The sequence below is a fragment of the Aquimarina algiphila genome, assembly GCF_007489275.1.
GTDB lineage: Bacteria > Bacteroidota > Bacteroidia > Flavobacteriales > Flavobacteriaceae > Aquimarina > Aquimarina algiphila.
Map to the genome: position 1 here is coordinate 98601 of NZ_VLNR01000046.1, position 13780 is coordinate 112380.

Annotated in this window: 12 protein-coding genes and 1 tRNA gene; 7 read left to right on the plus strand and 6 right to left on the minus strand. The window is 33.7% G+C overall.

What is annotated here, in order from left to right:
• Positions 1-65: 65 nt before the first annotated feature.
• Positions 66-2612 carry a M14 family zinc carboxypeptidase gene (locus tag FOF46_RS19885; protein WP_143917649.1) on the minus strand — a complete coding sequence of 849 codons (2547 nt, stop codon included), beginning with the start codon at positions 2610-2612 and terminating at the stop codon, positions 66-68.
• A 192-nt stretch (positions 2613-2804) separates the two neighbouring features.
• Here FOF46_RS19885 and FOF46_RS19890 point away from each other — a divergent pair, with 192 nt between their 5' ends.
• The 4 genes from FOF46_RS19890 (at position 2805) to FOF46_RS19905 (ending at position 7968) form a co-directional block, all read left to right on the plus strand.
• Positions 2805-3173 carry a DoxX family membrane protein gene (locus FOF46_RS19890; protein ID WP_109436468.1) on the plus strand — a complete coding sequence of 123 codons (369 nt, stop codon included), beginning with the start codon at positions 2805-2807 and terminating at the stop codon, positions 3171-3173.
• A gap of 199 nt (positions 3174-3372) precedes the next feature.
• The gene (locus FOF46_RS19895) at positions 3373-5541 is read left to right on the plus strand and encodes a prolyl oligopeptidase family serine peptidase (protein ID WP_143917650.1); all 2169 of its coding nucleotides are present in this window, start codon (positions 3373-3375) and stop codon (positions 5539-5541) included.
• A gap of 144 nt (positions 5542-5685) precedes the next feature.
• A complete protein-coding gene (locus FOF46_RS19900) occupies positions 5686-6636 on the plus strand; it encodes an ABC transporter ATP-binding protein (protein WP_109436391.1) in 951 nt (316 codons plus the stop codon).
• A gap of 159 nt (positions 6637-6795) precedes the next feature.
• Entirely contained in the window at positions 6796-7968 is a 1173-nt protein-coding gene (locus FOF46_RS19905) for a T9SS type A sorting domain-containing protein (protein WP_143917651.1), read from the plus strand.
• 59 nt (positions 7969-8027) lie between these two features.
• Here the strand turns inward: FOF46_RS19905 and FOF46_RS19910 are convergent, their stop codons facing one another.
• The 5 genes from FOF46_RS19910 to FOF46_RS19930 all read right to left on the minus strand — a co-directional run bounded on the left by FOF46_RS19910 (position 8028) and on the right by FOF46_RS19930 (position 12235).
• Complete coding sequence (locus FOF46_RS19910) at positions 8028-8783, minus strand: UDP-2,3-diacylglucosamine diphosphatase (RefSeq protein ID WP_109436389.1); 756 nt, start codon at positions 8781-8783, stop codon at positions 8028-8030.
• Between the two features lie 49 nt (positions 8784-8832).
• Complete coding sequence (locus tag FOF46_RS19915) at positions 8833-9285, minus strand: 6-pyruvoyl trahydropterin synthase family protein (protein ID WP_143917652.1); 453 nt, start codon at positions 9283-9285, stop codon at positions 8833-8835.
• A 138-nt stretch (positions 9286-9423) separates the two neighbouring features.
• Complete coding sequence (locus FOF46_RS19920; protein ID WP_143917653.1) at positions 9424-10188, minus strand: enoyl-CoA hydratase/isomerase family protein; 765 nt, start codon at positions 10186-10188, stop codon at positions 9424-9426.
• 212 nt (positions 10189-10400) lie between these two features.
• Complete coding sequence (locus FOF46_RS19925) at positions 10401-11741, minus strand: MATE family efflux transporter (protein ID WP_109436386.1); 1341 nt, start codon at positions 11739-11741, stop codon at positions 10401-10403.
• Entirely contained in the window at positions 11738-12235 is a 498-nt protein-coding gene (locus FOF46_RS19930) for a GNAT family N-acetyltransferase (RefSeq protein ID WP_143917654.1), read from the minus strand. The genes FOF46_RS19925 and FOF46_RS19930 overlap by 4 nt, the downstream gene beginning before the upstream one ends.
• A 214-nt stretch (positions 12236-12449) precedes the next feature.
• Between FOF46_RS19930 and FOF46_RS19935 the strand changes: the two genes are divergently transcribed.
• The 3 genes from FOF46_RS19935 to FOF46_RS19945 all read left to right on the plus strand — a co-directional run bounded on the left by FOF46_RS19935 (position 12450) and on the right by FOF46_RS19945 (position 13692).
• Positions 12450-13250 carry a universal stress protein gene (locus FOF46_RS19935; protein WP_143917655.1) on the plus strand — a complete coding sequence of 267 codons (801 nt, stop codon included), beginning with the start codon at positions 12450-12452 and terminating at the stop codon, positions 13248-13250.
• A 7-nt stretch (positions 13251-13257) separates the two neighbouring features.
• Positions 13258-13331, plus strand: a tRNA-Ala gene (locus FOF46_RS19940).
• 142 nt (positions 13332-13473) lie between these two features.
• Entirely contained in the window at positions 13474-13692 is a 219-nt protein-coding gene (locus FOF46_RS19945) for a hypothetical protein (protein WP_143917656.1), read from the plus strand.
• The last annotated feature ends 88 nt before the right edge of the window (positions 13693-13780 follow it).

A 13780-nucleotide genomic window follows, 5' to 3' on the forward strand; every position in this document is an offset into this window, starting at 1 on the left:
TAGTAAACCTCCTTGTTTCAATAAAGCAAGGAGGTTTTATTTTTAATTCATCCTAATAATTCTAATTACTCTTTTATTTTAGGAACAAATATATGATTCCCTAAAAACAACGCATTCAAAAACAATCTATTGGTTCCATACCATGACCCTCTAAAATTAGGGTTATCGGCAAACATAATTACACGTCCTCTTCCTAATTTGCTTACAATTAATGATGCAGAAGGTTTTAGATAGTTTTCATAGTTATCAGTAGAAATATATCCATCAATATGTGGATCATCGGTATATTTTGCTACCGTAGCATATGGGTTTTTACTAGGAGCAAGAAATACCTCATTATTTTTATATACAGGAACCGAAGAATCTCGATATCCAAAACCCAGAGGATGTGTAATATCCAAATCAACCTCAAAAATGGCACCTCCTAACTCTTCTCGCCCTATATTTTCTTGAGCATCAGCATATCGCAGCCTTTTTACTGCTTTAGTATTGGATGTGTCTTTCTCTTTTTTGGTAAATTTCTCTTTTACCAGTTTTTTATCAATTACCCATTTTGATGCTCCGGCTATAGTTATCAAAGTATTTCCCTGGGAGACCCAGTCTTTTATTTTTTTCCGTTTAAGAGAATCCAATTGACTATACCTACCCGACACCATAACCAAAGTATTGTATTTTTTTAAGGGAACAGCTCCAAATCTATTCATTCTTAATTTGGTAATAGGCATATGCATTCTTGTATCTAATAAGTGCCAAACTTCGCCAGCCTCATAAGAATTTACTCCTTCTCCTACCAGTAATAGAGCTTTGGGAGTATTCAACTTTCTAAAATTTTGACTTCCTAAATCAATCCCTGACGCACTAAAACCTGAATTAGCAAAATATATAGGTACATCAAACTTAGCTTGCGCCTTTTTAATAATAGCATATACCTCATCACTCGTTTTCTTTTGTTTACTTACAGGTATCATGACACTACCATAATTAAAACTTCTATTTCCTTCTGAAGTTATACTACTAAAAGGTTTAAAAGCCGATGCAACCTTTAATCCTTTTGATTGCATAAAATATAAAGCTGCAGGAGCATTATAATCATCCCAATCCATAACATATGCATAATTAGACCTCGGGACCGTAGAAACATTTACCAATCCATTTGTTGAAGTGATTTCCTCACCAAAGTCACTAGATTTTGTAGCTTGATATTTTATATTATAAAAATTCACCAAACTCCAAGCCGAAGCATCATAAAACACACTATCCCGATACTTATTATATGTTTCGAAAACAGTTTGTACCATACGTTGTTGAGGCTGTTTTACAGGAACTACAAATCGATTTCCTTTTTTATACACCTTAATCTTATGAAGCAATAATTTATCAATAAACGCTTTATTTCTATTTTGATCATAAGCATCTCCAAACTCATAGGCTTCACTTCCCTTTTTTAAAGTATTCTCAACAGCAGATTTGAAAAAATCCTGTTGATATTTACGTAATCGTCCTTTATTTTCTACAGCTGCTTTAACCGTAGCAATGCTAGAGATATACTGATTTCTAATAGTAAAAGGAAACGATATGGTTCCGTAATCAGTATCTTGTAAATGCCCTCTAGAACTTGCCTGTTCAAACAATAATGCCAACCCTCCTTGTAGGTCAGGATAAGAAGAACCATACCCCGGATATGTTCCATCAAAGGCTTCTTTAGTAAAATAAAATGAGCCTATATTATCTAATCCTTTAGAAAAGTATGGAGCGAATAAATCGTTTAAACCTTCATAATTTTCCTTAGGCATAATAGGATCCTGAGAACCAATCGGTTTCATAGGTTCAAAGAAATAGTTGCTATTTGTTCCCATCTCGTGAAAATCAGTTACCACGTTAGGATACCACTCATGGTACCATTTTAATTTTCCCCGACTTTCTGGATTAATCCCTAATAACCAATCTCGATTAAGATCAAACCAATAATGATTGGTGCGCCCACGAGGCCAAGCTTCGTTATGCTCAGCATCATATCCGTCACTCACCAAAGGGTTTCCTTTATACTGATTTGCCCATTGCGTATGTCGATCACGACCATCAGGATTAATGGTAGGATCAATAAATAGTACAGCATTCTCTATATAATTTTTTACTTCAGGACTATTAGAAGCTACCAAGGTATATGCCATTAGTATAGCAGCTTCAGAACCAGATGGTTCATTACCATGAACATTATATCCAAGCTGAACAAAAATGGGTACTTCATCATAATTCGTAGGTGATTCAGATGGTTTTGTAAATGCCAAATGTTGTTGTTTAAGCTCTGAAAGTTTATTAAGGTTTTCCGGTGAAGAAACCGTAAGAATTACTAGTTTTCTATTTTCATGGGTTTTTCCATAACTGGTAATAGTAGCTCTATCAGAAACTTCAGAAAGTTTAGTTAAATACGCTACGATTTGATCGTGACGTGTGTGTTGTTCTCCGATAGCATATCCAAGAAATTCCTCTGGAGAAGGGATTTCTGGGTTAAAAGGTGCTTTGTCTTTAAAAAAATAGTCTTGTGCTTTGATAGAAGGAACACATAAAATACAAGCAAAAAAAGTAAGTCTTAAAAGATGTAATAGTTTCATTAGTTTTAAAATAATTAATAAGGTTAGCCCCATAAAAATTCTTGACATCGTTTCTCAATATAGAAACAAATCAACTTTATGTATTTACAGATACGAAAGGTATTTTTTTAACTCTGGTTTTCCTTGACATTTGTAAGGTTTTTAACATTTCTTCCTCTAATACAGCAATTTAATCCCAAAAAAACAGAACAAATGAATACATTAATTTTAGTGTTAAGAATAGTATTAGGAGCGATGCTTGTCGTTTTTGGAAGTAATAAATTTATTGGATTTATTCCCGGTTTTGAATTTGCTAATCCTGATGCTGGTATTTTCTTTGGTGCTCTTGCTGATAGCTATGTGCTTAAAACTGTAGGAATTATAGAAGTACTTGTCGGACTTTTGTTGCTTACAAAAAAGGCTGTACCATTTGCTTTAATTCTACTTGCACCAATTTCAGTAAATATTATTCTATTTCATGCTACTTTGGATCCTGCAAACATAGGACCAGGAGCATTTGTCTTTGTCGCTAACGCCTTCTTAATTTTTAAATCCTGGAGCACGTATAAAACTCTTTTCTAAAAGCAAAATTTTTCGTTTCTTACAGAAAATTCTGACTGCTCTTGTATAGTTATCCTACGTGTCGCTAAACCCCAAAGCAATGCGGAAGAAAACCCTTAGTTTCTTCACAGGTTGTACAGAGCAGTCTTTTTTATATTTTATTTAGCATTTATAGCATCTTCTTTTGATAGATTTGTGAATTATTATAACACAACACATCATGAGAAAAACACTCTTTGCATTATCTATCGTAGTTCTAATGATAGCATGTAAAAATGAAACTAAAGAAGAAACCACAAAAACTACCATTGCATTGAATTATCCTGAAACTAAAAAAGTGGATACCGTTGATACTTATTTTGGTATCGAAGTACAAGATCCTTACCGTTGGCTGGAAGATGATCGAAGTGAAGAGACCGAGAATTGGGTCGCTAATCAAAATAAAACCACTTTTGGGTATTTAGAAAATATTCCTTTTAGATCAGATTTGAAAAAACGTCTATCTGACCTATGGAATTATGAAAAAGTAGGCTCACCATTTAAAGAAGGTGAGTATACCTATTTTTACAAAAACGACGGCCTTCAAAATCAATATGTGATCTATCGTTTTAAGAATGAAGGTGATGAACCAGAAGTATTTCTAGACCCAAATACGTTTAGCAAAGATGGGACCACTTCTCTCGGAGGTGTAAATTTTTCTAAAAATGGAAAATTAGTAGCCTATTCTATTTCTGAAGGAGGAAGCGACTGGCGTAAAATAATAGTTAAAAATACTGAGACCAAAGAAGTTGTTGAAGATACTATTATCGATGTTAAGTTTTCTGGAATGTCATGGAAAGGAAATGAAGGATTCTATTATTCTAGTTATGATAAGCCAGAAGGAAGTGAACTTTCTGCCAAAACAGATCAGCATAAAGTATACTATCATAAACTAGGAACTACTCAAAAAGAAGATGCTTTGATTTTTGGAGGTACTCCAGAAGAGAAACACAGATATGTTGGAGCCAGTGTAACAGAAGATGATGCCTATCTTATCATTTCTGCAAGTGTATCTACATCAGGAAATAAACTATTCATTAAGGACCTAACAAAACCAGATAGTAAGTTAATTACCATTTTAGATCACACTGATAGTGACACTTATGTTATAGAAAATGTTGGATCTAAGCTCTATCTTGTTACAAACCTAAACGCTCCTAATCAAAAAATAGTAGCAGTAGATGCTGCCAATCCTACTCCAGAAAACTGGGTAGATTTTATTCCTGAAACCGAAAATGTACTTAGCCCCAATACAGGAGGTGGATATTTCTTCGCAGAATATATGGTGGATGCAGTATCTAAAGTATTACAATATGATTATGAAGGTAAATTAATCAGAGAAGTAAAATTGCCAGGAGTCGGAAGCGCTAATGGATTTGGCACGAAGAAAAAAGAAAAGGAATTATACTATTCTTTTACTAATTATAAAACACCAAGTAGCATCTATAAATATAACATTGCAGAGGGTACTTCAACATTATATCGAAAACCAAAAATAGATTTTAATCCAGATCATTACGAAAGTAAGCAAGTGTTTTACACTTCCAAAGATGGTACAAAGGTACCTATGATTATTACCTATAAAAAAGGTATTGAACTCAACGGAAAAAATCCAACAATACTATATGGTTATGGAGGGTTTAATATAAGTCTAACTCCTGCGTTTAGTATTGCAAATGCTGTATGGATGGAGCAAGGAGGAGTCTATGCTGTCCCGAATCTAAGAGGTGGTGGCGAATATGGCAAAAAATGGCATGTTGCAGGTACAAAACTACAAAAGCAAAATGTTTTTAATGATTTTATTGCAGCAGCAGAATATTTAATAGAAAACAACTATACCTCGAGTGACTACCTTGCAATTCGCGGAGGATCTAATGGAGGGTTATTAGTTGGTGCAACAATGACACAACGCCCTGATTTGATGAGAGTAGCTTTACCTGCGGTTGGTGTATTAGACATGCTACGTTATCATACCTTTACAGCAGGAGCAGGATGGGCATACGATTATGGTACAGCTGAGGATAATAAAGAGATGTTCGAATATATAAAAGGATACTCTCCTATACATAATGTAAAAGAAGGGACACACTATCCTGCCACATTGGTAACAACAGGAGATCATGATGATCGTGTTGTACCTGCTCATTCTTTTAAGTTCGCAGCAGAACTTCAGGAAAAACAATCTGGCGATAATCCAACACTAATTAGAATTGAGACGAATGCTGGTCATGGTGCAGGAACACCTGTAAGTAAAACCATCGAGCAATACGCTGATATTTTTGGCTTTACTTTATACAATATGGGATATGAAGTGTTACCTGAAAAAATTAATAAAAAAGTAAAAGGATAAATTTTATCAAAATACAATTGTTTTTAATATTAAATCCTCAAAAGTAATTGACTGAGTCTTATTACAACAAATATTTTTTTATCTACCCACTTTTATAAACTAAAAGTGGGTTTTTTATTTGGTCAAGAGTCAATATATTTGAATATGCTTAAAGTCCAGAATATTTCCTTTGCTTATGACGAATTACCTGTCTTAAAAAATGTTAGTTTCACTATCAAAAAAGGGCAGCATATTGCTTTGATTGGAGCAAGTGGCTGTGGTAAAAGTACCTTATTAAAAATCATTTATGGACTTTTGGACGTCCAAGAAGGAGAATTATCCTGGAATGACAAAAAAATATTAGGGCCTCTTTTCAATTTAGTTCCGGGAGAAGAAAATATGAAATATCTCTCTCAAGGTTTTGAATTATCACCCTATCGAAGTGTTGCAGAAAATATTGGTCAATATCTTTCTAATTTTGAACCAGAACTCAAACAAGGTCGGGTAAATGAATTACTTGAAATTGTAGAGATGACTCATTTTGCTGACATTAAAGTTGAAAATTTAAGCGGAGGGCAAAAACAAAGAGTTGCTTTGGCAAAAGCTCTGGCAAAAAGACCAGAATTATTATTGCTTGATGAACCTTTTGGCAATATCGATAACTTTAGACGAAGTTCTTTACGAAGAAACCTTTTTAGATATCTAAAACGCAACAAAATTACCAGTATTACCGCGACTCATGATAAGACAGATATTCTATCTTTTGCAGATGAAACTATCGTGATTCATCAAGGTGAAATCTTGACTAAAGAAAATACGATCTCTTTATATAAAAACCCTTCTAACTATTACATCGCCTCTCTTTTTGGAGAAGTAAACCAAATACAAACCTCTTGGTTTACAAATTCAGAAAGTCAAGATATCATTCTCGTTTACCCACATCAACTATTAGTTGATACCAATGCTAAATTAAAAGCACGGGTAAAAAATTCGTATTTTAAAGGAAACCATTATCTGATTGAAGCAGTTTTGCGTGATACCATCATATTTTTTGAACATCATTCTGAACTTAAAGCAACAGAAATGATCGGTATTCGGCTTTCTGATGCACTATAACCCGAAGTAAATGGTTAAATTATCGTTTATCTTTTTTTAAGGCAAAGTATGCTTTATGTATTCCCTTTTATTGTTTTGTACTCCTAATGTACCCCTTACAAACCTTAAAACCTGCTTTTATAATATGACCTTTAAAGTTACTAACTTAAAGATATTATTATGAAACGTAAACTATGTATTCTAACATTTCTAATTGCTTGTCTTACGACACATCTTGCAATATCCCAATCAACTCAGCAAGAAAATAATTCAAAAATGCAATGGAATCCCCGACATCCTAGTTGGACAGACAGTTATGCTGCAAATGGCTTTTGCTGGTGTGATACTACTTTTGATCACAATCTAGATGATATTAATGTTGCTTCTGTTACTATTAACGGGGTTAAGAGAAACCTTCGTGCTGTATGTGACGAGCTAAAAAAACATCCTCAATACAGAGCTTATAGAAATGGCGATGCCCCATATAATGACATCCAATGTGGAAATGGTCCGGCAAATGATGCTCCAGACGAAGCAGGATGTCCAGGACGTACTGATTTAGGACCTAATGGATGTAACCAAAAAGGACCAAGATTTGACCTCAATTGGTTATCATCCAGACCAAGGTTTGGTGGTGGCGGAAACCCTCCAAATCCACCAACAGGAGGTAGTAATGTTACTTTTAATGGGCAGAGTATTAATAAATTTATAAGCTCTGAAGGAGGTTCTCGGTCAATGCGAGCAAATCGTAATTCTGCAGGCGCAGGTGAAAAATTTACTGTACAATCCTCTGGGAATGGTACTGTAAGTATAAAAGGTAACAATGGTAAATATGTAAGTTCTGAAAATGGAAACAAAGCTATGAACTGTAATCGTAATGCTGTAGGAGCTTGGGAAAAATTTACGTTAGAATCGCTAGGAGGAGATCTATATGCAATAAAAGGTAATAACGGTAAATATGTAAGTCATGAGAATGGAAGAGATATGGGAATTTTCTGTAATCGAAATGCTATTGGTTCATGGGAAAAATTCATTATCAAAGGTCTTAATAACAAAACCAATAGCCTACAAATAGCTAGTGACACTAAGCAAAGTATCAGTCTATATCCCAACCCTGTAATTGCTGATAACCTAAGTCTACAAATAGATGTTCCAGCAGACGTTCATGGCTCCATAGAAATTATGAGTCTAAATGGGAAAAGCATCCAAAAAAAGGATTTAGGAATGCTAAAAAAAGGATCTACATCTATCTTACTCAACGAACTACGAAATTCTATTAATGTAAGAGGCTTGTATTTAGTTAATGTTAAATTAGGCGAAAACTCTATTGTAAAACAAATAATGATAGAATAAACGCATGTTATTATAATACAAAAAAGGGAAGTAATTTTTAAGATACTTCCCTTTTTTTATTATTTAAACGTACTTAATTTCAATTCTTTTCCGTCAAAAACGGCATAAGTATAATGGATAATCCAATCTCCCAAATTGGTATATCTTGAGTTTTCTTCTAATTGTATTTCCATAGGAAGGTGTCTATGCCCAAATATAAAATGATCCCTATGTTTGTTCTCTAATTTTCTTTTACAATATTGCACTAGCCATTCATTATCCTCTCCCAAAAAGGTAACATCTTCATCACCAGAAATCAATTTGTTTTTAACTGATAAATATTGTGCTAGTTTTACTCCCAAATCAGGATGCAACCATCTAAAGAACCATTTAGCCACAGGATTAGTAAATACTTTTTTCATGCGTTTATATCCCTTATCTCCAGGCCCTAAACCGTCACCATGCCCTATAAAAAAAGTTGTTTCATTAAATGTAAATTCCTGGGGTTTATGATACACCGGGATACTTAACTCCTCTTCAAAATATCCATTCATCCATAAGTCATGATTACCAACAAAATAATATACAGGTATTCCAGAATCTGTAATTTCTGCCAGTTTCCCTAATGTTCTGGTAAAACCTTTAGGAACCACTGTTTTATATTCGAACCAGAAATCGAATAGATCTCCTAATAAAAAAATAGCTGCAGCATCTTCTTTAACCTCGTCTAGCCATTTTACAAACTTTTGTTCTCTGGGAAAACTCTTTTCTGTTGTTGGAGCTCCCAAATGATTATCACTGGCAAAATATATTTTTTTCCCTTCTGGAAGGTTCATAATTTTAATTTAAAGGTAAAAATAAGAAAAGCATCACAAGACATATTATCTATTGATTGTCTGAGGCATACCATTCTGCATACGAAGTCTCTGTTTCCTGAAGCTTGAGAGAATGTAGTTTAATGTTTTCTGGTAATCGAGCCTTTATTTTTTTAGAAAAATCAATTACCATATTCTCACTGGTAGGCTGATAATCTACTAAAATAACATTGTGCCCCCTATCCTGAAGTTCTTTTGCTAATTCTACATGCGGAGTATTCTTATTAAACACTGTAGCATGATCAAAAACATCTTCTATATCCTCTTTTACGATTTTTTTTAGATCCCCAAAATCAATTACCATGCCTAGCTTAACATGTGATGTATCAGAGATAGGTGTTCCAATCACGGTAACACTTAACTTATAACTATGTCCGTGAACATTTCTACATTTGCCATCATATCCATATAAGGCATGACCTGTTTCAAAAGAAAATTGTTTGGTGATACGAATTTTACTCATCACTTACTTTGTAATTTTTGGCAAAGTTACGGAAGATTACCTTCTCTTTCTCTTATTTATAAAGTAAACCACTACTAATATGATTCCCAAAATAAGAAACAATCCATTTCCTCCTAAAAAATTTAATATCTCCATTATTTATTTTTTGAATTTTTCTAATGCTTTCTTTGTGAATTCAGATAGTACAAGTTCACCTGAGATTTCTGCACGCTTTATTAACAATTCACTCCAATGGTCTGTTCCTTTCCATAACGTTTCTTTCATTTGCTGTATTGCTTTGGGATTATACTTGGCAAGTCTCTCTGCAAACATCTGTACTTCTTTATCCAATTCTGCTACGGTTTCAAAAACTCTGGAATATAATCCTTTTTCTTTAGCCCAATATGCATTTTTCCATTGTGAAGCATCCCATGCAAGTGCTTCAAAAGCTGCAAGTCCAATTTTTCTTGATACTGCAGGCTCTATTACAAATGGACCAATCCCAATAGTTAGTTCACTTAATTTAATCGATGCAGATTCTGAGGCCAAACAATAATCACAAGCAGCGGCTAATCCTACTCCTCCTCCAACGGTTTTTCCTTGTATTCTACCAATGATAGGTTTTTTGCATGTTCGCATAGCATTAATTACATTCGCAAAGCCAGAAAAGAATTTTTTTCCTTCCTTAAGATTATCAATAGTAATTAATTCGTCAAACGAGGCCCCTGCACAAAAAGCTCGGTCTCCTTCTGATTTAAGAATAATCACATGAGCCGATTCATCATTAGATAATTCATCAAAAGCCTTTTCTAATCTTACTAATAATTCTGACGGAAAAGAGTTACTGGCAGGGTGACCAAATTCTATTGTTGCAACAGTATTTTCGATATGTGTATAGAGACTTCCTATGGATTCTGGTATCATTTTTGTTACTACTTTTCTATAAAAATAGATAATATTTTATTACAGATACGTAATCAATCGCAACTATCTGTAATAGAATTCGTCTTTTACTTTAAAATGGGGATCTTACTAAAAACTGATGATGATGGAACAATTTTTTGAAAAAAACAGATTACGAATTGGAATTTTTTTAATTCTTATATATGCTCCTTTACTATTGTATATGCTTCTTTTTAATTTCTATTAGAAGCAATTAAAGGCAGGAACTTATTTCTGAATTTTATGACGAGTGCTACCCCTCTAAAAAGAGCCCATACAGTAAATGCAATCCAAATTCCGTACAATTTTAAATCAAAATAGTCACATAGATAGAGGGTAGGAATAAACCCTAAAAATGTTGCTCCCAGTAACACATTTCTTAAATACCCCATCTCACCCAGGCCTTTAAAAACTCCGTCAAATACGAAAGCCAAACCATTAATCGGCTGTACGATTAAAACAATAAAAAAGACACTATAAAATGTATCCAGTACAATAACCTCGCTAGTAAATACTTCTCCTATTTTATAATAAAATATAAATCCAAATATTGCTAAAATTAGACTAACGCCAATCCCATAAGAACTTACACGTTTTCCTAATTTCCATAACGAATTATAATCTTTTGCTCCTAATAATTTTCCACTTAAAATATTACCTGCACCACCATATCCATCAATAAAAAAGGCTGTAAACATCCATATATTCATCGCTATCGTATATGCAGCTATATACTCATCTCCATAATCGGTAGCATGAGATGTTGCAAAATATAATGCTGTGTTTAAGGCTATTGAACGCACAAAAAGATTAAGACTCATGGTTACCAATCTACCTAATTCTTTATTTAGTGGAAAACGTAGCCTAAGACTAACATCTGTTTTAACTAGTAATAATACAAAAACTATAACGGCCATTATAAATTGAGAAACTAAACTTGCCCAAGCAGCACCACTAATTCCCATTGGAGTAATAAAATCATCAATTCCATATACCAAAATAAAGTCTAAAACAATATTTGCTACTGCGCCAATAACAGCTACAATCATTGGCCAAAATGTATTTTGCAGGCCTCTAAAAATACCAAAAACGGCAAATGTAAATAATGTTAGTGGAAATCCCCAGACCCTAATATCATAGTATACCACGCAATACTCCAAAATCAATCCTGAGGCATTGTATAATTTAAAAATTTCTTCAACAAAAAACACAGTAGACACTAATACCAAAATACTTAAAGACACATTAAAGAAAATAGCTTGTGCCGGTAGTGTTTTTACCTCTTCTATTTTACCTGCTCCTAAATATTGCGAAATAATAGCAGATATAGCACTTCGGGTTTGTCCCAAGATCCATATTAGTGCTGACAAAAAAGACCCCACAATACCAACTGCCGCCAGAGATTCTGTTCCATATTCGGGGATATTTCCTACTATCGCTGTATCTGTTATGGATAAGAGAGGTTCTGCAATACCAGCGATAATAGCCGGGACAGCTAAGCGATTAATATTTTTAAAACCGATTACTTTACTCATATAATGAGCTCATAACAATGAAACGGATACGTACTTTGTTTTGGAAAGTATATATCTCCCAAACGCTTATAGCCTCTAGTTTCATAAAACTTCTGATTTCTTTTATTTTGGCTAAATGTATCTAACCGCAAAGATTGATAGTCATAGTCTCTTGCATATTCTTCTGCAAAATCCATCAATTGTCGTGCATATCCTTGTCCCCAAAATTGTGGATGGATTGCCAAGCGATGAACATATAGATTATTCTTGCTTTCGGTTAACCACTTAACAGGAACATACTCTTCATCAATCAACTCGGTGAGTACAATAATCCCTTTAATATCTTTTTCTTCTAAAACATATAACTCATGGAGCTCTATATCTTTTTTAAAACGCTCTAGAGTAGGGTACTCCTCGTTCCATTGATAGATACCATTTGCTATCATCTCTTTAGCACATGCTTGGGATAGCTGATAAATAATATCCAGATCAGAAAGAAATGCTTTACGAATCATCAGTCAAAAGTACTAACTTTATATTTCAGTTAGCACCTTTCGATTCTATTCAAATAAACATTTAAATAAACTTTAAGAAATAGATTTATTTTATCTTTTTAAAATGCGCTCTAAATCCTTAGAATATTTAGTTTTTATTTTTTATCAAAAAACCTACTTGGTAAAAGCACTAAAGTCGTAATTTTATAGGCTAAATCACAAATCAAAATAGTATATGAAGAATATATTAGTTCCTCTAGGCTTATCTGAACATTCTGTAAGTATAGCAAGGTTACAATATACTATTGATTTTGCAAAGGAACTTAATGCGACAGTATATGTTGTAGAGGTTTTTAAGGAACTACCAAGATCAGGCAGTTTGCCTTCTGTAAATAAAGCATTAAAAGAAATTAAGGCATCTACGATTGAAGAAGAAATTGCAAAAATTGATAAAAAAGGTGTTGATATTATTGCATTGCCGTTAGAAGAAGAAATTCTAGAAGCTATCCCAAAGTTTAATTTACAACACGCTATTGATTTAATTATTCTGGGGGCTGAAATAAGTGATATTAAGGTTCCTTATTTTCTGGGTGAAATTACAGGAAGTTTAGTAAAAAAGACTGAAATACCTGTACTTATCATTCCTGAAATGTATACTTTTCAACCGATTAACAATGTCCTTATGGCCATTAAATCAGGTATCATAAACAAGAACAATGCCTTGATTCCTATAAAAGAAGTATTAGATACGTTCAATGCTAAAATGAAATTACTTCAAGTAAAAACTGCCGGATTTTTACCTGAAGATTCTGAGTTTCATAATGATTTAGGTGAAATTGTTTCATCGTATAAATCTTCAGAAAATGCAACATTGTTTCAAGGGGTTCTGGAGCATCTTAATGAAAATTATCCCGACCTCCTTTGTGTTTTCAGACGCAAAAGAGGCTTCTTTTCTAAGCTTTGGGAAGAAAATACGGTGCTAAAGAAAGATTTTGATAGTAGAATCCCTCTGCTGGTGTTGCGAGGTGCTGACTAAAACAATTGGGGATGTAGCTCAGCTGGCTAGAGCGCTTGACTGGCAGTCAAGAGGTCGTGGGTTCGAGTCCCATCTTCTCCACTTCACCAAAACCCCTTTGCATCTAGCATAGGGGTTAGTTTTCATAAAATAATTAAGAGCATCTTCATTGCTAAAATATGCAAAAAATTGCTAATTTGCGCTAAAAACTTACGAAAAACTTACGACAGTTTACGCTCATTCTATGAAGGCCACAGTAAAAATATATAAAAATGATGGAGATACAAATGGATTGTATCCCATTAAAATAATTCTTTTCTATAAAACAACCAGAAGAAAAACAATAGGATATTCTGCCATAGAAGATTGGAATGAAAAAACTCAGTTCCCAAGAATAACTCACCCTGAATATAATGATCTTTATGGAGATTCCTATGAAATTGACCCGGGTATTCCTGTTTAAATAGAGCATAGCAAAACAGTTCCCAAAAGCGTGTTTATTTCAGTGTTAAAATTACGATTTTTTTCTTTTTCTTCTCATCGACTCTCCT

What these genes read in the sequence shown, in the direction of transcription:
- FOF46_RS19885 (WP_143917649.1), bottom strand. Translation starts at nt 2,612, where the DNA reads ATGAAACTATTACATCTTTTAAGACTTACTTTTTTTGCTTGTATTTTA.
- FOF46_RS19890 (WP_109436468.1), top strand. Translation starts at nt 2,805, where the DNA reads ATGAATACATTAATTTTAGTGTTAAGAATAGTATTAGGAGCGATGCTT.
- FOF46_RS19895 (WP_143917650.1), top strand. Translation starts at nt 3,373, where the DNA reads ATGAGAAAAACACTCTTTGCATTATCTATCGTAGTTCTAATGATAGCA.
- FOF46_RS19900 (WP_109436391.1), top strand. Translation starts at nt 5,686, where the DNA reads ATGCTTAAAGTCCAGAATATTTCCTTTGCTTATGACGAATTACCTGTC.
- FOF46_RS19905 (WP_143917651.1), top strand. Translation starts at nt 6,796, where the DNA reads ATGAAACGTAAACTATGTATTCTAACATTTCTAATTGCTTGTCTTACG.
- FOF46_RS19910 (WP_109436389.1), bottom strand. Translation starts at nt 8,783, where the DNA reads ATGAACCTTCCAGAAGGGAAAAAAATATATTTTGCCAGTGATAATCAT.
- FOF46_RS19915 (WP_143917652.1), bottom strand. Translation starts at nt 9,285, where the DNA reads ATGAGTAAAATTCGTATCACCAAACAATTTTCTTTTGAAACAGGTCAT.
- FOF46_RS19920 (WP_143917653.1), bottom strand. Translation starts at nt 10,188, where the DNA reads ATGATACCAGAATCCATAGGAAGTCTCTATACACATATCGAAAATACT.
- FOF46_RS19925 (WP_109436386.1), bottom strand. Translation starts at nt 11,741, where the DNA reads ATGAGTAAAGTAATCGGTTTTAAAAATATTAATCGCTTAGCTGTCCCG.
- FOF46_RS19930 (WP_143917654.1), bottom strand. Translation starts at nt 12,235, where the DNA reads ATGATTCGTAAAGCATTTCTTTCTGATCTGGATATTATTTATCAGCTA.
- FOF46_RS19935 (WP_143917655.1), top strand. Translation starts at nt 12,450, where the DNA reads ATGAAGAATATATTAGTTCCTCTAGGCTTATCTGAACATTCTGTAAGT.
- FOF46_RS19945 (WP_143917656.1), top strand. Translation starts at nt 13,474, where the DNA reads ATGAAGGCCACAGTAAAAATATATAAAAATGATGGAGATACAAATGGA.